A 24,844-nucleotide genomic window follows, 5' to 3' on the forward strand; every position below is an offset into this window, starting at 1 on the left:
CTCCTGTTTACGGGAAGCTTTTTCATATAATTTTGCTTTTCCTACTGAATTAAAGAGCAGCACGAAAGTGAGAGCGAATAAACAATTACAATTTTCTGAGTTTTTCTGTGTCCCTATTAAAGTGCAGTGGCAAAAAAAGCGTAAAAGAACTTAATAAAAGTCCATTTACGCTTTCTTTTATTTATGGGAGACAATAAATTGGCAATCTCCTTCAATACTGAATTCTCCTAAACCAACAGGAATAATGAAATGCGTTCCTTTGTTTAGGGTGTAACGTTCCCCATCATGAACAAGACTTCCATCCCCATTAATCACGCTCATCAATAAATATTGATCATCATAGGAGAAAGTAGACTTACCAGTGATATCCCATTTATATACAGAGAAAAACTCAGATTCTACGAAAGTTGTAATCCTAACGTTTTCCTTCTCCTCCACACTTGGAGTAACACCCGTTTCACGATGCGGAACCGTGGTCACATCAATGGCTTTTTCCAAATGAAGTTCACGTAAGTTTCCATTATCATCACGACGGTCATAATCATAGACACGATAGGTTGTATCGGAACTTTGTTGCGTTTCTAGTACGAGTGTCCCCTCACATAAAGCATGTATCGTTCCACTTGGCACATAGAAAAAATCTCCTGGTTTAATCTTTACCCGACGAAGCATTTCATTCCAATTACCCTCGTTAATCTGTTGTATTAACTCTTCTTTTGACTGAGCATTATGACCAAAGATCATATCAGCATCCTCTTTACAATCAAGGATATACCAGCATTCCGTTTTCCCTAGCTCGCCATTTTCATGTATCTTTGCATAGTTATCCTCTGGATGTACTTGGACAGAAAGATCCATATTGGCATCTAATATCTTGGTTAACAGTGGAAAAACCTCTTCTATGGGATTTCCAAACAACTCTGGGTGTTTCCTCCATACCTGATCCAATCCCATTCCTGCATAGGGACCATTTTCAATGATTGATGGTCCATGGGGATGCGCAGAAATCGCCCAGCACTCTCCTGTATGTTCATTTGGAATCTCATACCCGAAAGCTGTATGTAAGGTCGTACCTCCCCAAATTCTCTCTTTAAAAACTGGCTTCAAAAATAAAGGTTGCAATTGGATTCCTCCTAAAAAATGTATTTTATATACTACCACAATGCGGTGACAGCCACCGTTTTTTATTACACCCATTATACTAAAGATAGTGTTTATGGAGGGTGGCTATATAACAGCAATTCAAATATCAACAAATTTTTTATTCTTTCTCTGCTAGAAAGCCCATCATAATAGGAAATACAGCATTTTTAATCAAACGTTTGATTAGCTATAAATCAACTAATTAATCGTTTGATTAAACTCTGCGAAATCCTTTGTACTCAGTAACTTAGAACTATCTTTGTGTAAAATAAATGTTGAATGGCTTTCCTGTGAAAACAATAAGACTGCCGACCTCCCCGCTTTTTACGGATTTGACGACAGCCACATTGCACCCAAGGGTATATAACACTTATAGCAATCTATTAATTTTTTCCCATTAATCGTTCACCTTAGATACGTGGATCTTCGCATCCAAAACCTTCATACCGATTGCTAGGGTATAAAAATGGCTTTTCTTCCACCTCAAAATCCACACCATTTTTACTACGAGCAATTCGTAAATGCGACATCGATGTTAAGAACACATAGGTATCAATGTCAATTTGCTTCACTTTTCGGGGATCAGAAAAATCATATGCTGAATTATTTCTATCAATATCTAAAACATCAACTACGTATTCTCCATCTATCTCTTTTAAAACCCGTACACGTAGAACCTCAGGATTCACTTGAACAGGTCTCTCAGCAACGCATCAACAGGATTACTTCATCTTTATATCTCGCCACACCCGCGTTGAAAACGCACTCAATTGTAAAATCACTACGAGAAGGCTTCACATCCTCTGGTGAAATAAGAGGATTTTGCTCATTTCTTCTAACATCTATCTCAGTTTTCACTTGCATATTAACCCCTCCTTTAACTTCACTGGTAATTACAGCGTTTTCATTAATGGGTTAATATCCAATAAAATATGATTTTGTCTAAATGATTAATCTGTTACAGATTAACATTAAAAAAACAATATCCTTTCTAAATCCTAGTTGTAAGGGAATCTTGTATCGGCCATTAAATTGTAGCAATCCAGCTGTAGGTTTTCAGTTCCTTCAACCTGATATATATAGCTAAAAATGCAAAATGGATAGGGTATTAAAAAATATTAGGTTTAGGAAATTGATGATTGAAGTTCCACTATATTTGGAGTAAGAACTTGTTGTTGTTTTTTTCTTTTCTTCTTCTTTTTCTTTTTCTTTTTCTTCTTCTTGCCCACGTATCGTATAACGTTACGTCAGCGTATCGTGATTCCAATACCTCATAAGGTTCAATACAGTTTCCGACCACAAACATTGAGGTGTTTTCTCCCCGAAGACGAAGACATGCGTTCTCATAAAACTATTACAATTACAAATAAAGTTACAGGGGACTCCTCAACGAAGAGCTGCTACCTATATGAAGATTCCCTACTAGAGTACCCTCAATTGAATCACAATGGAGCTCTTTCTCAATTTTATTGGAGATAACTATGTAACAAGAGTGACAGATCTTTTGCTTCATTTAGGCAGGAAAAGATCTGTCACTCTTCATGTCTTTATAATATACTTCAAGACTTAAACAAGATTTCTCAACATATTCTACTGCACCATCTCACTTACAGCAGAAGGATTAACACCTCCGCCAATTTGGTGAACGTATTTAGCATGTTTACCAGCCAATACTTGTTTTTGAGATGATAAAATTCCATAAGAGGATGATATTAATAAAACAGGTGATCCCAATTTTGCTGCTAATGGTCCTGCTGCTAGGGCATCTACTAAACTTTCTGTTTCGGATTTTGCTAAAAGAATACTCGTTAATTCTCCCTCCGGATAAAACTTACTGATGACCTTAGCATTAGTTTCATGGCGGCTCAAGCCACTAATCCGATTTGCTTGGACATTCCTTGAGATGATCTTATCCATTTCATTGATAATTCCAGGTCCAATAACTGATTCACCACCAATAAAATAGGCATCAGTTAAATCTTCTGTTTTCAACCAAGCCATAGTGTCAGTCGGTACAGACGTTTTGTCCGCTAGAATAATCGGTTGCTTTTTCAAACCTGCCTGTGCAGCAATTGATAACGCATCCGGTTCACCAAAACCATATGCTACATAAACCATGCTGGCATCGACTAATTTATCAAGTTCCTTCGCGATTAACAGGGATGTATCTTTACGGTTAGCGCCTCCAATTCGTGTGACTTTATATCCTTTTGCTACTAATTCTTTTTCCACTTTTGGTGAAATCACGCTTGTTCCACCGATCAAAATGATTTCTTTTGCCCTTAAGCGTGTGATTTCATTCCAGGTTTGCTGTGGAATCGAATCAGTTGCTGTTAAAAGAATAGGTGCATCCTTTGCCGAAGCTAACGGAGTCGCCGTTAACCCATCGACTATGGAAAAGCCATTAACCAACAACACCGTGTCTGCTGTTTTCCAGCCAATTTGTGCAACCTTAACGGCTGTTGCATACCTCGTATCACCCACTAATGATACCAACTTGTTCTGAACGGTGATTTTCGCTGCAGTACTTTCATTTCCAGCATTATCAACCGCGTAAACTTCAATCACTTTTCCAGCAGTCTGTTTAGGAATTGTAATAGAGAACTTTCCACTGCCATCACTAACACTCCGACCAATCTCTGCACCAAAGGATTTGGCAATAACGGTTGAATGAGGTTCCGCAGTACCTCTCACTACCGTTTCTCGATCTGTCACCTCAGCTACTGTCGGTGCAACTGGAGAAATACCGTCTATAACTGTCACCACACAAATATCACTATTATTTCCAGCTTTATCGGTTGCCCTAATTTCCAAAATGGTTTCTGCTGCTTGAGCAGGGATCGTAATTGAAAATTCACCTTCATTATTTACAGCTCCGGTTCCAATCACTTTGCCGTTTACGCTCACATTTAAATCTGATCCTGCCTCAGCCTGACCTGTAACCTTTGTATCCTTATCTGTCACATCGTTTACAATTGGCCTCATTGGAGCTGTAATATCTTTTACGATGACATTCGTTATTTCGCTTACATTGCCAGCCTTGTCTGTTGCAGTCACCTCTATTTTTGTTCCTGCTTTTTGAACTGGGATCGGTATAACAAAACGTTCATCTACTCCTGTAATTCCAGTGCCAATTAAATTACCATTTGCTCTAACTTCTACTTTGGCTCCTACTTCTGTTTGCCCCACTACCGTTGAATCTTGATCAGTTACTTCAGTTATGGATGGCTTACTTGGTGCAGTGACATCTTTTACCACAACCATCACTGCTTCACTAACATTTTCTGCTTTATCCTTCGCAGTAATCATTAATTCCGTTCCTGCTTCTTGCCGGGTAATTTCTATAGTGAACTTCCCGTCTATTCCTGCCGTACCTCTTCCTATAACCGAACTATTTACCTTCACTTCCACCATTGATCCGGCTTCAGCTTGACCGGTAACAGTAGTTGTTTGATCAGTTATTTCATTTACCTCTGGTTTCGCTGGAGCGGTTAGGTCTTTTACTACTACTGTCGTAACTTCACTCACATTTCCTGCTTTATCCGTCGCTGTAAAATCTAACTCTGTTCCGGCATTTTGGGCTGAAATAGTAATTGTAAATTTACCCTCTGCTCCAGCAACCCCTTTTCCTACAACAGAACCCTTCACCTTCATTTCGATACTTGAATCAGCTTCCGCTTGACCCGTAACAGCAGTCGTTTGATCAGTTACTTCATCTACGAATGGCTTCGCAGGTGCTGTTATATCTTTTACCACAACCGTCTCGGCTTCACTCACATTTAAATTTTTATCCGTTGCCGTTATCACTAATATAGTACCTGCCTTTTGCGCAGGAATCGTAACACTAAACATACCATCTTTCTCTGATGTAGCGGTTCCTATTACATTTTTATTTACCTTTACTTCCACATATGAACCTGGTTCTACTTGTCCGGTAATCACTAAATCTTGATCCGTTACCTCATTTACAATCGGTTTTCCAGGTGGTGTTATATCATAGACAACAGTTTTGACTATTTCACTTACATTTCCTGCCTTGTCTGTAGCAGTAACCTCTAATTCAGTCCCTGGCTTTTGGCCAGGTATTGCCACATAGAAATAACCATATGATCCAGCCTCACCTGTTCCAAGTAATATACCATTAACTTTTACTTCTATTTTTGAGTCTATTTCTGCCATACCATATACATAGGAATCATTTTCCAAAACAGGATAAACATCAGGAACATTTGGTGCTGTTCTATCCACTATTGTTACAGCAATACCTTCATTTCTATTACCTGCGCGATCTATTGCTTTTACTATTAAATTTGTCCCACCCTTTTGTTTTGGGATCGTAATTGAAAATTCCCCTTTAGAGTCTGCAACTCCTTTGCCAATCTCTATCATTCCACTTTCAATGATAATCGTTGAACCTGCTTCTGTTATTCCGGTTACAGTGGTGGAACGATCATTAACTTCCCCTATGATAGAAATACTAGGTGCAGTTACATCAATGACCGTTACCTTTGTTGGTAGACTGTGATTCCCAGAATGATCCGTAGCAATCACCGATAATATTGAACCAGCCTGTTGCTGAGGAATATCGACTACAAAGTTACCATGCTCATTTGCCACCGCTGAACCTAAATCTACTAGGTCATTTTTAATTAAAACAGTCGTATTTTCCTCAGCTACACCTGCTACTTGTGTCTGTTGGTCCGTAACTTCGTACACTTCAGGACTTTTTGGAGGTGTCGTATCTTTGACAGTTAGAGCGATATCTTTAAACGGAAGACCAAAGTAGGATATTCTCAGGGTAAAATCAATCCCACCTCTTAAGTACTCCAAAAACTTAATCGTAAATGTTCCATCTTTATCAACCGGAAGAATTTCATAAGGAACTCCCGGATAATAAATTTCTATTTTTGTAAAAAGAGGATTGATATCATCATTTATTTTCCCCTTTAATTGGCTACTTTTATCAGTAAGTTCCTCCACTGAAACGGAAGGCTCTTTTGTTAAATTGTTAGTATCCGGAGCACTAATATTTGGTTGAGTTAGATAATTGGAATAATCTACATACCCCAATAAATTTAAATCATCATTTCTATCAATGATCATTTTATCAATCTCTTTACTGTCTGTACTGCCCCAATAATTGGATTGAGCATAAACAGTAGAAGCAGGACTCATATCACTCACTCTTAATGTAGAAGAATATAAATTATTATTCTCAAATACCCAAAATGCGTTTTGATAATAGAGATTACTTTGAAAAAAACTATTATCTTGAACGGACATTAACTTATTATAGAAATCATTAATAAAATAAAAGTACCCTTTTACGAATAAATTATTGGTTATATAACTTGTAGTATCAGCATACAGATAAGAATCTTCGAATTGACTATTAGAAATTTTTAAAATCCCATCATTGCTATTATTAGCAAGATAAATCTCTTTAGCAAAAACATAATCAAGCTCGATTTGAACCGTTTCTCTATTAGTAGAAGCCTCTGCCATTCTAGTTTTCTTAAGAATAACAGGGGCTTCCTTCGTACCGGCTGCAATAAAGTTACCCCATAGTTCAATGGTACCTCCTTGAACTTCCACTCCTGCCTCAATAGTTAAGGTTGCATTTTCTGCTACCTGGACTTTATCTGAAATAATATAAGGAGAATTTTGTTTCGTCCAAACTGTATCAGATAGGATAGGTCCTGAAACGACTGTTCCTCCTTCGGCTTTAACCTTATTTAGATTCGGGAACATACTGAAAAGAAGTACACAAATCAGAAAAACACTTACAAACTTTTTCCAAAACAAAACGGAATCCCCCTATTAATATATTTTTTTATCGATTATTATCGATTCCAATTAGTACGCTGTTTTCTCAGATACTTTTATTTGCGGTCTAATTAATTTCGATTTTTCATACAACTATTTTACCATTTTTCACAACCAGAAACTGACAATGTCCAACATTTTTTTCATCAATCAAAGTTGTAATCCCTATAAATGTAATAAAAAAAAGAGACTAGATAGAAGTCTCCAAACCATTGACACTATGATCTTTTATACCTACTTGCTACAAATTTTTCACTAGTTTTAAAGTTATAAACTGGTTTGATAAAATCTACAACCAAGGTGATAAAGTGATTTCGTTATCCAGTGCTGATCGTTTTGCAGTTGATGCAGCTGTTAAAAAGTTTTTTGGATATTAGTATTATCATTCGTCATTTTAGGGAATAAAGTACCTAGGAGTGATAATGATGGATGACGATAATAATTTTGCTAAAGGTCTATCCTGGGGAATAGGGTTAAGTGTTCCTTTATGGATTGCGCTTTTTGGAATAATCAAGTTAATAATCTGGTAAAAAAATGCCCTTACTCTATATAAGTAAGGGCTAAGTAGTAATCACTCAAAATACGTATCACTAATTGTATAGATTATTGGGCGTTCTCCTCTATGGCTAATTACCTGATAACTATCTATTTCTTTAATAATACTCCTAATAAATTGCCGAGACTTTCCTATTATCTCAGATATTTCCCTAACAGTTAAGCCTTATTCCTCAACTGAAACATAATAGTTCTGTACTAATAAAAACATAGCGTTTTTACAACGGTCATCCAATCTACCGTCATTTTCAAGTTGTTTTACATGGTTTTCCTCTTAATAGTACTGCTACAGGTGGTAAAATAATCACTAAAAAATATAGCATTCCTATTCCTCCTTTTTTTTCTATTCTATTTACTAACTGATCCAAATGTTATTCCCAATATATGAGCTAAGCCTAAAGATTTTTCCAAATTTGGTTGAGTTTTATTATTTAAATGGATATTTTATTTGTTGAAAATTGAATGTGGAGTTTCATTATATTTTGAGTAAGAGTATATTTTTGTTTTTATTTTCTTTTTTTCTTCTTCTTTTTCTATTTCTTCTTCTTGCCCACGTATCGTATTACGTTAGGTTATGTCAGCGTATCGTGCAGTTTGATTCAAGAGTAATGCTCTTCGTGTCATTTGATCTCTATTTCGTCAAATTGAATGAATCAGCCTAGACTTTTCTAGTAAGGAAATCGAGTGATAGCAGGACCTGGCTTTTAAATAAGTATTGGACCTTCCTACAGGGCTGTTATCTTGTTTGCGTACTGGGGAGTGACTGGTATCGGAAGCAAGAAAAACTCCAATAAAATTATTCCTTTAGTACCGTCTCCATGGTACTTTGTTAACTCTTATACTTTTTAATAACCCAGTAGAATTATTGAGCAGTATGTTCCAATTTGAAAAGTATTTTGCAGTTTAAATCTATTTTTCTATATTAAATTCAATTTTCTATGATTCGAACGTTCTCCATGAATGGATTATGGTAGAGCTACCTAGGAATAAAACGGAAGCGCGCTGCCATAAAGGATCTACCTGTGGAGAGCTTTGATGAGTTAGTTGTACAGTACCAACCCATGATTCATAAGATTATTCGCTCCTTGCACATTTATAGAAATGAAGATGAATTCTATCAGACAGGGTTAATCGCACTATGGGAAGCAACGAAGTCATTTGACGATAAAAAAGGCAGTTTCTCGAATTACGCTTATACCTGTGTGAAGGGGAAAATGTTGTACCAAATGAACCAAACCAACCAGTGGCAAGAAAAAAATATTTTTCCTGAGATGAGTTTCTTTGATTTGATTGAAGATCACGATAATACTCCTCTATTTGAAAAGGAAACATTCCAAACCTATTGCGAAGGATTAACGGAAAAAGAAACAAAATGGGTCAATGGATCTTTTATAAAGCAACTATCTAATAAGGAAATAGCGGAAAGGGAGAAGGTGTCCGTATCTGCTGTTAAGCAATGGAGGTTAGGGGCACTAACAAAATTGAAGGTAAAGGTAGGTAAGCATAATTAACATAGATCCATTTCAATTTGGTGCAGTCAATTTACTACATGAACTGCACCTTTTTTACAATAACCGACAAAATCGGATATTATTCACAAAGTATACACCAATGGTACGTGTATGCGGAACAAATAATATATTACTATATGGTATTTTTTCATTAAAGGTTTAAATAGGTTTAATACTTCTACAAAGCTATCCCCTTCTTTTATTACTGCACTATACTAGTTTTATCGTTGTTCAACTAGACCTTACTCATGATAAAAACCATCTTGAATATCTCAACATGCAATTACAAACTTAGGTATTGATACTTATTTCAACCCTCTATTTGAAACAAAGATTCTCTAAACTTAGGAGTGATGTATTGTCTATTGAAAAGTACTACTTAATCAATCAGTATTTGATGTACATGTATGGATTTTATGACCGAAATGGAAAGGTGTGTACACTAGTAACGCAGTTCGACCGGGTGTTCATCGTGGATCGATCACCCTTGGAAATCCTCGATGATAGCCTTAGATGTATTGGATTTAATTTAAAAGGAGCAATGGATACCTCCAAGATTATCATGGGGAACAATATGATGTGCCCTGTGATGATCAACCATATACATAATATTTGTGTCTTTCCCGATAAATCACATAAAAACGAAGATGCCATTTGGTTTAATCCCTACCATATCTTAAGAACCCAAAGCCTTAAACGAAAAACACATATAGAGTTTCGAAATAGAAAAGTATTAATAATCGATTCCAAACTATTTTCTTTCAATCACAAATTGAAGTCTGCTGAACAGTTAAGCAAAATTACGATAGAAAATGCCAATAATCCTGTATGTTTTATCATTGAACCACCAAATAAAATTAGAAAAAGGAAGAGCAAAATCAAATAGAGTCTCACTGCATTGCCAATAAAACTAGTATTTTCTATAAATCTGCTTAGAAACAAAACCTGGAGCCAATATGCATTCTTGATGTTAATAACCTGTTATGATCATTTTTTATAGCAGCCTGATGAAATGATTAGGCTGTTTCTTTAACCAATCTTTGGTGAATAAGACGGTTAAACGTACAATTCTCAGGTAGTATTTCAAAAGGAAATCAACATTTGTGTCGTTTTTAGCAAATTATAAGAGATTCTTTATTATAGGCCGTTATCAGTACTGCAGTACGTGGAGTAAATCCAGTTATCATTATGTAATGGTTTTAACACGTAGAACCTCCTTCAATGGATGGAAATGCCTTATTGCAATGCTTTAGCGTACCATGTCTTAATTAACTTTACCTATAAAAAATGGAGTGGGTGTATGAAGAACGATGAGTAGAGTCGTTGTCATAAAATTAAAAGAACTACTTTCAGCGAAGGGTATGACAATAAGAAAATTATCTCGCCTTAGTGATGTCCGTCATTCGGCTATATGTGATTTAACGAACCAAAAGAGGATCAATGTTCACGTTCATCATCTTGCCCGTATTGCTGATGCGCTTGATATTGATGATATGAACGAAATTATTACCTTTGAAAAAATTGAAGACTAACTCAACAACATCGATTATTCCTGTTTATTCGCTAAGGATTTACACCACTAATTTTATAAGTGTGTCCTACTTAATAAATTACAAAATAACAATATATGTCTCTCTAAAATAAATTTAGATTATTTCAATCAAATTCTCAAAATACGTATTGCAGTTCGTGTTAAAGATTTAGCTGGTATCATGTAATTGGTCTAAAAGGAGAAATCCCTTTGACTGAGGCCAAAAAGGATACTTACATAGGAACTGGGTTAAGACGTTTGAGGAAAGAGAGAGGCTGGACACAAGAAGAGTTAGCAGGAAAGAGTAAGCTGGAACCACGAACGATACAAAAGCTTGAAAGCAATGAGAATACCCCCACTTTGAACACAATCTGTTCACTTGCTGAAAGTTTTGAGATGGAGCATTGGGAATTTCTAAAGAACATTAAAGATGAAATGGTATACAGATATGCTGAAAAAAAGCATCCCAAATCATAACCCAAAATAAGTAGGAAAAATAATTTGTAAAGAATATTATCGATGGTTTACAAAGAAGAAACCCGCATCCACTTTCGGTGGTACGGGTTTCTTAATTGCAGAATCAGTTGTCTAAAGAATACTGTTTGTCAAAGTAATTCTTATATTCCCCACTAATGATTTGCTCCCACCACCATTTATTGTTGAGATACCAATCAATTGTTTGGGCGATTCCTGTTTCAAACGTGTACGTTGGTTTCCAACCTAGCTTTTCTAACTTGGTAGGGTCGATAGCATAACGCTTATCATGACCTAAACGGTCCGTAACGAATTCAATTAAATCTTCTGATTTACCTAAAGTACTAATAATGGTTTTAACAACTTCTAAATTGGTTCTTTCATTATGTCCGCCGACATTATAAACTTCACCATTAACACCTTCATGTAAAACCAAGTCAATCGCTGCACAATGATCAAGTACATGTAACCAGTCACGAATGTTTTTGCCATCTCCGTATACTGGTACCTTTTCATCATTTAATACACGAGAAATGGTTAACGGAATTAGCTTTTCTGGAAAATGGTACCGTCCATAATTATTAGAACAACGAGTGATATTGACAGGAAGACCAAATGTTTCGTGGTAAGCACGTACCAAGAAGTCAGATGATGCCTTACTAGCACTATATGGACTATTCGGCTGTAATGGTGTTTCCTCTGTAAAAAAGGTAGTTGGGTTAAAATCTAATTCACCGTATACCTCATCCGTTGATATATGAACAAATTTAGTAACTCCAATTTGCTTCGAAGCATCTAATAATACCTGAGTTCCTAAGACGTTTGTTCGAACAAAAATTTCTGGCTCCGTAATAGAGCGGTCAACATGGCTCTCCGCTGCAAAGTGAGCTACGAAGTCAAACTTTTCCTTTTCAAATAGAGCCATAATTGTCTCACGGTCCGCAATGTCTGCTTGTACAAAATGATAGTTATCCTTCTCTTCTATGTCACGGTGCTTTGCTAAATCACCAGCATATGTTAATAAATCAAGATTGTAAATGTCATATTGGGGATATTTATTCACCATATATTGAACAAAGTTTCCACCAATGAATCCTGCCCCGCCAGTTACAAGAATCTTTTTCATTTTCGCTATTTCTCCTAATGCACTTAAGATGTGTACTATGAGTTATAAATATTTGTTCTGTTAAATTATCACATAAGGAAAAGAATCTATCCATCGATTATTATTTTGATGGACGAAGACAAAACCATGAACCATCTGCTAGGTAAAATTCAAGACATTGGTTTGGCGGAGCGAATGGATGTAGAGTAATCTCCAAAAGCCATTATTTCAATCCAACTAGTATCAATTCTTCGCGTATGCCATCCGTACTGAATTCTAGGTGTCTTTAGAAATCTCCATAAATTTTCCTATTCTAGTTGAATGATTTCCAATAGGTCAGCTGCAATCTTCTCAGCTTGATCATTGGAGTTTACCTTTTCTTTATTATTTGATTTAATTTTAGATGTATCAACTTTATAATTTAAAAAATCATTCCATTCAATTGTCTCACACAAATTACGTTGATTTAAATAATTTGTTGTATTTTGATCCTCTTTCATACTTGGTCTATTTAGAATTAAAAGAGGTACATCTGCACTTAAAGCCTCACCTATCATTCCCCAACCTGCTTTCGAAATCACTAAATCTGACGCAGCGATATAGTTCTGCGATTCCAAATAATCACTCGGTATTGGAAAAATATTTGGTCGATCTACATGTACATTTGAAGAGACAAGAAATACACAGTTAGGACTATCCCAGATGGGAAGTTTGTTAAGTGTACCAACATCTATTTTCATACCTAACCCCAGAAATACAATCCTCTTATTGCCATGAGGATTGACAAGTTCCTTAATTCTTTTAACCTCTTTTAAATCAACTTCCCTTGAGTAGAATCCGTATACACTTGTCTTTATGTCCCACTGTTCTTGACTTGTTGCTAAGGAATAGAAGTGGGTCATTTTTTGATATGCTTCTTTAAATGTGAGTAATTCACTATCGTCAATTAACCCCTGATAGGCAGTAAACCACGTGAAGTTCGAGATCCCTACAGAAGGTATACCTAAACCTTCAGCGGCATAAAATGGTAATGGTGAAATATCAGATATAACCAATTCAACACAATTCACTGTCAGAAATTCTCTTTCTTCTTTGATATATTTATCCCAATCTTGTACGAAGCTCTTATACTCCTTGAGTAGTAAATCTTTATCAGGATGTAATGAATCCTTTTTAAGAAAGTATCCTATGTCTGTTCTAATGTTTCTGTAAGTTATTCGGGTTGAATTAAGAGATGCCTTTATAAAAGAAATTGCGAAGGAATGACAGAGAATGATATTGATTTCAGCATGATTAAGGAGTTTTCTTATTATTGCTATACTTCTTGATGCATGACCATATCCATAATCCGATACGTAATATGCAATTGTTTTCAAGAATCCCTCCACCTCCAAAATAAAAAAAGGGAAGAGTCTAAGTCCTTCCCCGAAAAAAATTTATAATATTACTTTTGCCTTTGATTTTTGGAAATGATTAATAACATCATCCCATTCAAAATACAAGCGAGTGAAATCTTCATCACTAATTCCGATACCAGTTTGAACCTCAATAAATTCTAATTCGGTAAATGCCTTTATACCATGCTTCTTACCAGCTGGTAGGTGGATAATATCTCCTGCTTTAACACGAGTAATATAATCATCCAACGCTAATTCACCTTCACCACGGACAATTGTCCAAACTTCGTCGCGCAGGTTGTGATAATGATAGCTTGAGTTTTTTCCTGCGTGAATGCAAATACGTTTAGTAACCATTTCGTTACCGCCCTCATAATTCGCATAATCAAGCACACGAGACCATCCCCAGATCCGCTCTTCATACATAGGCGGCTGTTCAAATCCACTAATTAGCTCTTTAATTTTTGGACTTGAAGCTTTATCAGCAACTAAAATTCCATCTGGGCTCGCAGCAACGACAATATCTTTTAATCCAATAACTGTAACCGGGATATCAAGTTCATTAATTAAATGGGTGTTTTCGTTATCATCACTTAAAACACCTTTACCAATCTGGGTTGTAGCCATTTCTTCCGTTAGGGTATTCCACGTTCCAAGGTCCTTCCAAAAACCATCATAAGGAAGAGCAACGATGTGCTTTGCCTTTTCTACTACTTCATAATCGAAACTAATTTTTGGTAGATTTTTATATTGAAGTGATAGTTTATCATAATCTAGTGGGAAACCTTTTTCTAGTAAAATATCAATTATATAACTTAATTTAAATGCAAATACTCCACAGTTCCAGAGAGCATTTAAATCTATAAGAGTCTGTGCCTTTTCTTCACTTGGCTTTTCAGTAAAGTGATTAACTGTAAAATAGGAATCACTAGTTACATATTCATTTGGTACAATATACCCATATTTTGAGGACGGGTAAGTTGGCCTTACACCTACTAAAGCCAAATCTGCATTTGAATCTAGCAAGACATTCTCTAATTCTTTTACCTTTTCAAAAAATCCGTCTTCTACATACGGGTCAACTGGTAATACAACAACCACTTCATCTACTGTTACATTTTGAATTGAATACAAATAAGAAGCTGCTAATGCAATAGCAGGAAATGTATCTCGACGTTCAGGTTCAATAATAAGTGGGACATCCGTTCCAATTTGGCTATGAATCATATCCCTTTGCATTTTAGAAGTGGCAATGACAGAAGAATATGCAAGACCTACTGTTTCCAATTGCCCCCATACACGCTGGACCATTGATTGTTTTTCTTCGCTGTTACCTTCTAATACTTTTAAAAATTGTTTAGACCTTGTATCATTTGATAAAGGCCATAGCCGCTTCCCCGATCCACCTGATAGTAATACGAGTTTCATAATTACCCTCCATTAAAAAAGCCTCTTGGACCTAAAAAAATTGTTTAATACTTAATCGCTTAAAACTAAACTGGAGACGCTTCTAATATATATAAAGTTTCTCTTCCAATGGAATCATAAGTGATGTTTGCTTTTTTTACACTTGCCAAGTCATAACAGTTTCTACCATCAAGTACAATTGGAGTTCTCATTAACTTATTATACTTTGTTATGTCAAAATTCTTAACTTCATCCCATTCAGTAAATATAAAGCATACGTCCGCAGCCTTTAGGGTGTCCTCAATCGTGTTGCAGTAAGTTATTTCATGGGGATATATTTTCTTAAAGTTATCTACTCCAACCGGATCCCATGCTTTAATATTAGCGCCATCCTCTAGCATAATTGGAATATTTAAAAGAGATGGAGCTTCCCTTAAATCATCAGTACCTGGTTTGAAGGTTAATCCTAAAACTGCTACATTAAGACCTTTAAAATTATCAAAGTACTTCCGAGACTTTTTTACCAATTTAAGTTTTTGATTCTCATTCACATCAATTGCAGCCTTAATAGTTTTTAACTCATTATCATGAAAATTAGCTAGCCAATGCAGTGCTTTTGTATCTTTAGGAAAACAAGAGCCACCGTATCCTATACCTGCATTTAAGAATCTATTTCCTATCCGACTATCATAGCCCATTCCATGAGCAACATCTTCTATGTCAGCCCCTATAATTTCACAAAGGTTTGCAATTTCATTAATAAAGGATATTTTTAGGGCTAGAAAATCATTTGATGCATACTTGATCATCTCAGCACTTTTCCTGTTTGTAATCACAATAGGTGCATCAAAATCCTTATATACCTCTTTTAAAACTTCACCTGCTATTGGCTCTTCGACACCAATAACAATTCTTGAAGGGTGCAGTGTATCCCTTACTGCAGTACCTTGTGCCAAAAACTCAGGATTAGAAGCTACATATACATTTACATTATGTGACAAATTGGATTTAATCATAGCTTCAATCTTATCATTTGTACCTATTGGTACTGTCGATTTAACAACTACTACACAATCCTTCTCTATACTTTCAGCAATTTGCTCAGCTACTCCATAAACATAGCTTAAATTAGCTGATCCATCCTTCTTTTCTGGAGTACCAACACCAATAAATATAACATCCGCATCCTTATAAGCGGTTTTATAATCTGTAGTAAAATACAATCCATCTAAATTTTTTATCATTAATTCTTCAAGATCAGGTTCAAATATCGGGGAAACTCCAGCCTTCATTAAGTCAACTTTACTATCGTCTATATCTACACAAGTTACGTTATGACCATGTTCAGCCAGACAAACCCCGGTAACTAAGCCAACATAACCCGTTCCAGCTACAGCAATTTTCATTTTTGTCCCACCTTCCTTTATAATAAATGTCACTGAATTTTAATAGATTTATTATCACATTATCGAACCAATTCTATGTTGCTCTTATTATTAGACTGATCAAATGACTTTTAGAGCATCCAATTAGAATAAACAACTCTTCTACTTGTCCTAAAGTGAGAGGTTAAATGGGTATACAGCAATTACAGCTCATCCATTTACTCTGATAAGATTTCGAATAATAAACTTGAGAATGCCTATTCGCTTTATGAGTATTAGATTCACATGATATGACATCATCGTTTATTTTTTGAAAAGTAGGTAATGCTCACTAATATTATAAACATTTTATTTTCCTATTTTCACCTGTAATATTTTCCTTAAAAGACGAATTTGAAGAACTAAAAAACAAAATCTTTGATTATACTTTTTCAAAATACGATAAATTTCCATATTACCTTTAATATTACTTTTTATCCCTTTAGTAGATTCTCCACCTATTCTCATCTTAACAATATATTCATTTAAATAAGTAGTTGTTATTTTATATTTTTCAAAAAATCTATAAAGGATATCGTAATCCGCCGCAATTCTAAAACTCGTATTAAATAATCCGTATTTTTCGTAAACACTTTTCTTTATAAATACAGTTGGATGCGGTGGGTTCCACCCCATCCTAAAACTTCCTGTTTTAGCAATCCAAGTTCTAACTATTTTATTCTTATCAATATCGCTAATAAATACTAAATTAGCATAAAGGGAATCTACATTTTCCCTAACCATTCTACTTACTACTTTTTCTATAACTTTTTTGTCAATATAAAAATCGTCTGAATTTATTATACCAATAATATCCCCTTTAGCAGCAGTAATACCTTTATTCATAGCATCGTAAAGACCATTGTCCTCTTCCGAAATAATTCTTAATCTTTCTTTAAATTTATTCTTATATGAACTTGCAATTTCAATGGTTTTATCATTAGATTTCCCATCTACTATTATATATTCTATATTTTGATATGATTGACATAAAACCGATTCGATAGTGTCCTTAATTGTTTTCTCACTATTATATGCTACTGTAATAATACTAACAGTTGGATTCAAAATTGTTTCCCCTTATCCATAAATAGTTATGCTCATTTTTATCTAGCCTTTAGAATCTTAACCTTTATTGCCTTCCAAATTAGCTTTACTGTATATAAATTGAATAACAATTTAAATGCTTTTCTTATATCCATACCAGGGTAATAGTATTCAAGTTGATGATGTAGGTTTTCATTATCTTTTAATCCACCCTTTATTTCTTTTTCAAAAGTATCATATATATAAACTTGATCTCCTGATATATCTCTAATTATATTTTCTTCTAGAGGTTTTAAAGACATAGAATAAGACTTAATAATTTTATAATTTAGTATTTTTGTAGTTATTATATAACGCTTATTTTTATATTCTTTTTTACCACCGTAAAGATCAACAAGGATATCATCAGGACTTTCTAAAATTAAATATTTATACAAATTTATATTTTCACAATAAGCATCGTATATAGAATCAGTTTCTTCTAAATTTGAAAAACAGTGTTTTTTCCCTACATTATTAATTGGTACTTGAAGTGTAGTATTAGTTTTCCAATAATGCTTTCCAATATCTCCAAAATTCGTTGTATAAGAAGTAAAAGGGTAAACAAAAAACTTGTTTTCTTCAATCATATATAGTGTAAAATATTTCTTCCAAGACGAATCTGGCCAATTCTTAATATTATTTGGTAAATTTGAATTAAACCTAGTATTATTTTCACTATTCCTTATATACCATTCTTTAAATTGTTTCCATTGTTTTTCAGTCCATAGTTGCCCCCAAGAGGAAGGTAATTGCATAAAGAAATTATCATAACCATCTGAAATTGGTTGAAAAGGTAATCCCGCAGTTTCATTAAACCGATGTGAGTACAGAGATATACCAGCTATTTCATTATTTTCACTATAATAATTTAAAGCGTCCTTTGCATAATTATAAAATTCTTTAGATACAAACAGGTCATCTTCTAACAATATGATATTACCGTATTTTTCTGTTAGGTCTCCACACTGAATTATATGCTTTTTTAAGCCAAGGTTCGTTTCCTGGACATTTACAATTTTCTCGCCAAAATCCCATTTAAATTCATTTGCGATATCAATGACATCATTATTATTTGAAGCCTTATCTATACTAATAACTAATCTAACTGAATCTTTTCCGTAATTTGCATTACAAATTGAACTTAAAATTCTTAATAAAGATTTTGGTCGATTAAATGCCACAACTACAATTGTTATTTCTGAGTACATATTAATACTAATACACCTACCTCATATCTTTTCAGGACGTATAGTTGTAAAGATACTAGTTTAATAAATTTATCTTCAACTATTTTTCTAATTATTTTAATTATATTTTAGATTATTGATAAATGAGATTTATTAAAGTTCTTTTTTAGATTTCAATTTTAAGGAGTAATATATGCTTACAATTATTCCTGCGAATAAAAATACACTTTTAGAGTTGGTTAGATTAAAACTAGATTGTCTGTAAATAAAAAGAAAGATAAAAACACTAATTAAGGAGATTGCATATTTATTTTTTAATAAATGCCAAATCCTGAAAAATAGTATTGCTAAGAAAAATACAATAATCAAAAAGCCAACTAAACCCGTGGAAGCTAATAGTTCGAGAAAAATATTGTGAGAATAAACAACATTTGCGCCTGCACCAAAAATGGGATTTTCCTGGAATAATCTAATACTTTCCAAGTATACATCAAACCGCCCAGTAAATTTTTGATTACCAGTAATTGATGGATCATTTATAATATTATTAAAGGAGAATCTAAATATTGTTGGAAATTTATTTAAGACATACGAACTTGTAGTAATAATAAAGTAAAGATATGAGAGTAATGATATACCTAAAATTAAATAAATTTTCTTTTTCAAAGTAGAAATAATAATCGAGATTACTACAATTGATAAAATGGTTGCAAAAAAGGCACCTCTACTACCAACAATCGCCAAAATTACAAAAAGTCCTATAAAAGTATTTAAAATTTCAATTTTACTTTTATTTATTCCATTTTCATCAAAAAAATTTAATATAGCAAAAATTCCCAAAAGTTCGCCAATTGCTATGGGGTTTGACTCTCCTACAGTTACTCTATATTGGTTACTATCACTAAAAAAATTTATAAAGATAAAAATTAACAATATATATGTGAATATATTTATTGTTTTTTTAAGAAATTTGTAATTACCTTCCTTTAACATATCTGCATAACGCCCTATATAAAATGCAATTATAGAACCGAATATTATCTTAAGGGCTTCTTGGGGCTCGGATATAAAAATAGAATGCGTCAGTAAATATAAAATAAATGTTAATATTATATAATCTTCAACATTAAATATTTTTAAGGAATTTTTCTGAAATACAAGCAATATTATAACAAGACATATTATAAAAAAAGTCGGTATTGTCATATCAATATTTTTTATAAGTATTGCCTCTAATGCATAGCTATAGATAAATACAACCATTAAGAAGGGTAAAATTTTATCCTGTATTAAACTAGTTTTCATAACTTCTCCTATTTTGCTAATCCTTTGTACAAATTTTTGTAGCTTTCTTTAAATTTTTCCACCGAAATATATTCACTATATTTACTTTTAAAATCCCTGTTTTTATTTTCTATACCATTGGTAATTGTTGTTGCTAAAGAAATAGGATCCTCTACATCAAAGGTATAGCCCAAGTTATATTTATTAATTAAGTAACCAAGATTTCCATAATCAGGTCCAATAACAGGGATATTATTTCTTATAGACTCAGTCATAGGACCACTATTTCCAGTAAAAAATTTACGGTAAGGTAATATAATAAAATCACTAATTAGTACGTTTGAAATAAAATCTTCATCAGATACAAAATCAAGATAGATTCTTGAATTGATACCATAATTTTTTATTTTTTCATTTATAAATTCTTCATTATATGTTTCTTCTTTACCCACAATGTTTAATAATACTTTTCTCTTTATATCATCTGGAATATATTTAAAGCTTTCTAATAATATATCTAGACCTTTATCTGATCGTGTTCCCCCAAGAGCAGATAAAACAATTTTATCAGTAGGTATTCCTAGATCTTTCTTGATTGCATACTTATCACTAATCATTTCATATTCATAAAAACTAGGATAATGAACTACTTCAACATTAGAAATCCCATTCTTTTTCAATATGTTTTTTATATATTCGGAATGAACAATTATTAAAGTAATTTTTCTAGAAAAAATTTTTAATAATTTCATTTTTATTTTATTTTGGGGATAGTGATGTAATGTTCCAATAATCGTATGATTTTTCAAAAAAGATGGAAACACGGGATTGGTATACAGATTATCAATATATAAAAGATGAAGAATCAAGCTATTATTTGGTCCTTCAATCATTGAAGTAATGTTGTTTATGAATTTATATCTATCTAAATAATAATTTATATTGATTTTATCTTGATTAAATTTCGTTTCAATAGAAATATCAATTGTACTATCAATAGCCAATAATGAATCTAAATAAACCTTATGATGTCCGGAAAAACTATTATCGGCCAAATACACTTTATGCATATTTTCCACAACCTTAATCACTTTTTATTTATTTTAAACTAAAGTAATGAGAAATCACCTTCAAAACCTCTAAATTTATTCCATTAAATAGTGTAAGAAAAACTAATTGTTAAACAATTTAGAGAAATTTAATTTTATTTTTTTGGATAAATTCTCCCTAAATATAGTCAGTAATAGAGGATATATTAAACATCCCAAAATAATACTTCCAAAAATCCCTAAGCTTAATATCTTTAAAACAATTATCATAATTAACCCTGAACAAATTATTTTAAGATTATTTAGACTGAATAGTTCAGGAATAACATTGATTATTTTTTTTGTCTTAAAAATACACCAAGACAATAATAAAAGTTCACTTATCAGGAATGCTAAGATTGCAGCATAAATATTAATAAAATTTATAAACAATATTAAAATTAGTAGTCTGACAATTGTTGCTACTACTAGTCCCTGTAAATATATTTTTTCTTGAAAATTAGGTAAAACGACTTGTTGGATAATAATATTTGATAAGCTACCAGTTATAATTAACACAAGGCCGATTCTAAAAATACCAAGATAATCAATATAATTATGTCCAAAGTATAGTTCCACAAATTCCTCCGATATCAATAACAATCCAAAAAAGATAGGAATCGATAATAGAAAAATTAGATTTGTACTCAATTTTAATATGTCTTTCATTTCATTCTGACTTTTTTTATAATGCAAATTTGACATAAAAGGCATTAAAATGGTCCCTATTGCAGTAATTGGTGCTAAAAATACATTAAAAGATTTAATCATTTGACTATATATACCTAATTCATAAGTCATATTAAAATGTTCGATAATTAATTTATCAATATTCATATAAACTTGAGTTACAAATGCCAACAAAAAAAAAGGGGATAACAACTTAACAAGGTTCAATAGTGTTTCGGTATTAAAATATTTCCTTTTTGGCTTCCCAACTTCTCGCAAGAATATTATCGTAAAATATATGTTAGGAACTAATAACACTAAACCATTTATAATTATTAGAATATCTAAATCGCCTAAATCCTTTACTAGTATTATTGTCAAGAGGAAACCTACTATTTTTACGAGAAGATTTCTTGTTGTTAATTCTTTGAACCTTTCTTTCCCAGAAAAATACCAAGTGAAATCAAATAAAACGTTTGCTAATAATAATATCATTTGTAAGATTAGAAAGTTTGTATACTTTAATTTAAATGCAATTAGATAAAATATTATTATAACAATTATTCCCATAACTGTTCTTATTAGAAAAATATTATAGGTAATTTTATTTAACTCATCTTGTTCATTCCTTAAATTTGCAACCATTCTTGTTGCAAAAACAGTTGTCCCGGATGTTGCAAATGCTGAAAATATTGATACTATTGAGAGTGTATATGTTTCAATCCCTAGATTCTCTGCACCGAGCACCCTGGTTAAATAAGGAATTGTAATAAATGGTAATATAAGTACTATAATCTGATAACCTAAATTATATAAATAATTTTGAACTAGCCTTTTCATTTTAATACCTCAATCTAGCACCAATTAAATCTTTTATTTTTTCTTTTACTAGTACTTTTCTCCAATTGTCTCTCCGGAATAAATTTACAATTTGAGGATATGTTGAGTTCGGGTATTTCCTAATACAGTAATCCCTATCAGGTTTAATATACTGCCATGGTCTAATCCCATATTGAGAAATATCTCTAAAGACTTCAAGTTTTTCCCTTTTTGCTAACAAACTTAATAAAGATTGATCATGTCGATGTGAAAGTAAATCTTTGTTAATATTCTCATCCATTACATCACTAATTAATTTATAATTAGAACAAACATTCATGAAATTTTCGAAAAACCTTATAGTGTTTCTGCTATTTTTAATTAGGATAAATCCACCTTGAATTTGATTAGTATTTTTGTATTCATCTCCTTCACAACCTAATTCAATAAAACATTCTTTCTTTGTCCATTGATATTCTAATAATGGAATTTCAGTTAAGAGAATTTCTTGATTAGACTTCTCTAGAGCCTCTATTAAATACTCAACGGAATTAATAAACATGGCCCCAGAATCACAATAAAAAATATAATCTCCCTCATTTGAATACTCTAATAAAGTCTTTAGTATTAAATAGGGTTTCCATATCCAATAGCCTGCCCCTTTTTTATTATTTGCAACGAAGGATCCATGTTCTTTGTAAAATTCATCCCCTAATAATTCAGGGTTAAATTCTATAACTTTATCAAATCCTCCTACATTTAAACCTGTTTTAGAGTTTAGCTTTTGTTGTTTTCTAAAGTTGATATCAGCATAATTCAAAAGAATCTTCAAAATCTTCAATCTCCCTCTTCATATTAAACAGATCTAATGATTTTACAGTAATCATTTTTTGTATTGCAATATGTTTTTTTATCAAATTTAATTTTAGAAATCTAAAACTATTAGTGCAAAACATAAGCTTAAACCTTTTAATTATAACTATACTAATTTTAATAGTATTAATTCTTAATATTTTCCTGCCCAATGCATTATGACAAATTCCCAACATTATCTAATTCACTTCTAAAAAAAAGAAGCCTTCCTTCTACTAATAACCTAATTGATTATCACCTAATTGACGGAAGACTCCTTATTGAATTATTTTAATATGCAGAAATATCATTTTCTGTAGTAAATAAACAAAATGTTTTATAGCATTGTATATGCCCTTGGGTCACAATACTGCTACGGATTAATTTCCGTAATTATCCTAAATTAATCAAACATTTTCTTATTTTTTACTTCTTTCTCGACCTTTTCTACATCTGCTGTAACCATGATACGTACCAATTCTTCAAAAGAAGTTTTTGTTGGGTTCCATCCTAATAATGTTCTAGCCTTATTTGGATCACCTAATAGCTGCTCCACTTCTGCAGGACGGAAGAATTTTGGGTCAACTTCAACAATTATCTCTCCTGTTTTTTTATTTATTCCTTTTTCTTCAATGCCCTTTCCTGACCATTCAATTTCAATTCCTACGTGTTTTAATGCAATTTCTACAAATTCACGGACTGTATGCATTTCACCTGTTGCAATAACAAAATCCTCCGGGGTATCATGTTGAAGAATTAGCCACATACATTCAACGTAATCTTTAGCATATCCCCAGTCACGCAAAGAATCAAGATTACCCAATGTTAATTTTTTTTGTTTACCTTGTGCAATACGTGCTGCAGCCAAAGTAATTTTTCGGGTAACGAAGGTTTCTCCACGACGTTCTGATTCATGATTAAATAAAATACCATTTACTGCGAACATGTTGTAAGATTCACGGTAGTTTTTTGTAATCCAAAATCCATATATTTTTGCTACACCATATGGAGAGCGAGGATAAAATGGTGTTGTTTCTCTTTGTGGTACCTCTTGAACTTTTCCAAACAGCTCAGAAGTAGAAGCCTGGTAAACACGAGTTTTTTCTGTTAAACCCAAGATTCTTACAGCTTCTAGGATATTTAATGTCCCTTTTGCATCAACATCTAATGTATATCCTGGCATATCAAATGAAACTCGCACATGAGATTGCGCTGCTAAATTGTATATTTCATCCGGTTGTATTTCACCAATTATTCGTGTTACGTTTAACGCATCGGTAACATCTCCATAATGGAGGTAAAAGTTTCCACTATTGAAAAGTGCATCTACTTCTTCTTCAGTAAGTAGATCCTCTAAGCGTTCTTGATTATAAGATGAACTTCTTCGAATCATTCCGTGTACCTCATAACCCTTTTCTAATAGAAGTTCTGCTAAATAAGAACCGTCCTGTCCAGTTACACCTGTAATTAATGCCTTTTTCAT

Annotated in this window: 19 protein-coding genes; 4 read left to right on the forward strand and 15 right to left on the reverse strand. The window is 32.9% G+C overall.

What is annotated here, in order from left to right:
- Nucleotides 1-177 precede the first annotated feature (177 nt).
- The 4 genes from manA to F4694_RS12800 all read right to left on the reverse strand — a co-directional run bounded on the left by manA (nucleotide 178) and on the right by F4694_RS12800 (nucleotide 6,948).
- The gene (manA, locus tag F4694_RS12785; RefSeq protein WP_257029224.1) at nucleotides 178-1,122 is read right to left on the reverse strand and encodes a mannose-6-phosphate isomerase, class I; all 945 of its coding nucleotides are present in this window, start codon (nucleotides 1,120-1,122) and stop codon (nucleotides 178-180) included.
- A 431-nt stretch (nucleotides 1,123-1,553) separates the two neighbouring features.
- Complete coding sequence (locus F4694_RS32655) at nucleotides 1,554-1,832, reverse strand: hypothetical protein (protein ID WP_179598407.1); 279 nt, start codon at nucleotides 1,830-1,832, stop codon at nucleotides 1,554-1,556.
- A 13-nt stretch (nucleotides 1,833-1,845) separates the two neighbouring features.
- On the reverse strand, nucleotides 1,846-2,007 hold the full coding sequence (locus F4694_RS12795; protein WP_179598409.1) for a hypothetical protein: 162 nt from the start codon (nucleotides 2,005-2,007) through the stop codon (nucleotides 1,846-1,848).
- A gap of 726 nt (nucleotides 2,008-2,733) precedes the next feature.
- Nucleotides 2,734-6,948: an Ig-like domain-containing protein gene (locus tag F4694_RS12800; protein WP_179598411.1), complete on the reverse strand. Its 4,215-nt coding sequence runs from the start codon at nucleotides 6,946-6,948 to the stop codon at nucleotides 2,734-2,736.
- A 1,598-nt stretch (nucleotides 6,949-8,546) separates the two neighbouring features.
- Between F4694_RS12800 and F4694_RS12805 the strand changes: the two genes are divergently transcribed.
- The 4 genes from F4694_RS12805 to F4694_RS12820 all read left to right on the forward strand — a co-directional run bounded on the left by F4694_RS12805 (nucleotide 8,547) and on the right by F4694_RS12820 (nucleotide 11,043).
- Nucleotides 8,547-9,035, forward strand: a complete 489-nt coding sequence (locus F4694_RS12805; RefSeq protein ID WP_179598413.1) for a sigma-70 family RNA polymerase sigma factor — start codon at nucleotides 8,547-8,549, stop codon at nucleotides 9,033-9,035.
- Between the two features lie 358 nt (nucleotides 9,036-9,393).
- The gene (locus F4694_RS12810) at nucleotides 9,394-9,921 is read left to right on the forward strand and encodes a competence protein ComK (RefSeq protein ID WP_179598415.1); all 528 of its coding nucleotides are present in this window, start codon (nucleotides 9,394-9,396) and stop codon (nucleotides 9,919-9,921) included.
- A gap of 424 nt (nucleotides 9,922-10,345) precedes the next feature.
- Nucleotides 10,346-10,567 (forward strand): helix-turn-helix domain-containing protein, encoded by a 222-nt coding sequence (locus F4694_RS12815; RefSeq protein ID WP_179598418.1) that lies wholly within the window; start codon nucleotides 10,346-10,348, stop codon nucleotides 10,565-10,567.
- Nucleotides 10,568-10,776: 209 nt separating this feature from the next.
- On the forward strand, nucleotides 10,777-11,043 hold the full coding sequence (locus F4694_RS12820) for a helix-turn-helix domain-containing protein (RefSeq protein WP_179598420.1): 267 nt from the start codon (nucleotides 10,777-10,779) through the stop codon (nucleotides 11,041-11,043).
- A gap of 103 nt (nucleotides 11,044-11,146) precedes the next feature.
- Here the strand turns inward: F4694_RS12820 and rfbB are convergent, their stop codons facing one another.
- The 11 genes from rfbB to gmd all read right to left on the reverse strand — a co-directional run bounded on the left by rfbB (nucleotide 11,147) and on the right by gmd (nucleotide 24,844).
- Nucleotides 11,147-12,166, reverse strand: a complete 1,020-nt coding sequence (gene rfbB, locus F4694_RS12825; protein WP_179598422.1) for a dTDP-glucose 4,6-dehydratase — start codon at nucleotides 12,164-12,166, stop codon at nucleotides 11,147-11,149.
- Between the two features lie 287 nt (nucleotides 12,167-12,453).
- A complete protein-coding gene (locus F4694_RS12830; protein ID WP_179598424.1) occupies nucleotides 12,454-13,521 on the reverse strand; it encodes a glycosyltransferase in 1,068 nt (355 codons plus the stop codon).
- Between the two features lie 60 nt (nucleotides 13,522-13,581).
- The gene (locus tag F4694_RS12835; protein WP_179598426.1) at nucleotides 13,582-14,970 is read right to left on the reverse strand and encodes a sugar phosphate nucleotidyltransferase; all 1,389 of its coding nucleotides are present in this window, start codon (nucleotides 14,968-14,970) and stop codon (nucleotides 13,582-13,584) included.
- A gap of 65 nt (nucleotides 14,971-15,035) precedes the next feature.
- On the reverse strand, nucleotides 15,036-16,355 hold the full coding sequence (locus F4694_RS12840) for a UDP-glucose dehydrogenase family protein (RefSeq protein ID WP_179598428.1): 1,320 nt from the start codon (nucleotides 16,353-16,355) through the stop codon (nucleotides 15,036-15,038).
- 327 nt (nucleotides 16,356-16,682) lie between these two features.
- The gene (locus F4694_RS12845; RefSeq protein ID WP_179598430.1) at nucleotides 16,683-17,441 is read right to left on the reverse strand and encodes a glycosyltransferase family 2 protein; all 759 of its coding nucleotides are present in this window, start codon (nucleotides 17,439-17,441) and stop codon (nucleotides 16,683-16,685) included.
- Between the two features lie 38 nt (nucleotides 17,442-17,479).
- The gene (locus tag F4694_RS12850; RefSeq protein WP_179598432.1) at nucleotides 17,480-18,670 is read right to left on the reverse strand and encodes a glycosyltransferase family protein; all 1,191 of its coding nucleotides are present in this window, start codon (nucleotides 18,668-18,670) and stop codon (nucleotides 17,480-17,482) included.
- A 132-nt stretch (nucleotides 18,671-18,802) separates the two neighbouring features.
- Complete coding sequence (locus F4694_RS12855) at nucleotides 18,803-19,954, reverse strand: O-antigen ligase family protein (protein ID WP_179598434.1); 1,152 nt, start codon at nucleotides 19,952-19,954, stop codon at nucleotides 18,803-18,805.
- Between the two features lie 8 nt (nucleotides 19,955-19,962).
- Nucleotides 19,963-21,024, reverse strand: a complete 1,062-nt coding sequence (locus F4694_RS32660; protein ID WP_218895640.1) for a glycosyltransferase family 4 protein — start codon at nucleotides 21,022-21,024, stop codon at nucleotides 19,963-19,965.
- An 81-nt stretch (nucleotides 21,025-21,105) separates the two neighbouring features.
- Nucleotides 21,106-22,530, reverse strand: a complete 1,425-nt coding sequence (locus F4694_RS12865) for an oligosaccharide flippase family protein (RefSeq protein ID WP_179598438.1) — start codon at nucleotides 22,528-22,530, stop codon at nucleotides 21,106-21,108.
- Between the two features lies 1 nt (nucleotide 22,531).
- On the reverse strand, nucleotides 22,532-23,341 hold the full coding sequence (locus F4694_RS12870; RefSeq protein ID WP_179598440.1) for a hypothetical protein: 810 nt from the start codon (nucleotides 23,339-23,341) through the stop codon (nucleotides 22,532-22,534).
- Between the two features lie 423 nt (nucleotides 23,342-23,764).
- Entirely contained in the window at nucleotides 23,765-24,844 is a 1,080-nt protein-coding gene (gene gmd / locus F4694_RS12875; RefSeq protein WP_179598442.1) for a GDP-mannose 4,6-dehydratase, read from the reverse strand.

The organism is Neobacillus driksii, from assembly GCF_013409995.1.
Taxonomy (GTDB): domain Bacteria; phylum Bacillota; class Bacilli; order Bacillales; family Cytobacillaceae; genus Neobacillus; species Neobacillus driksii.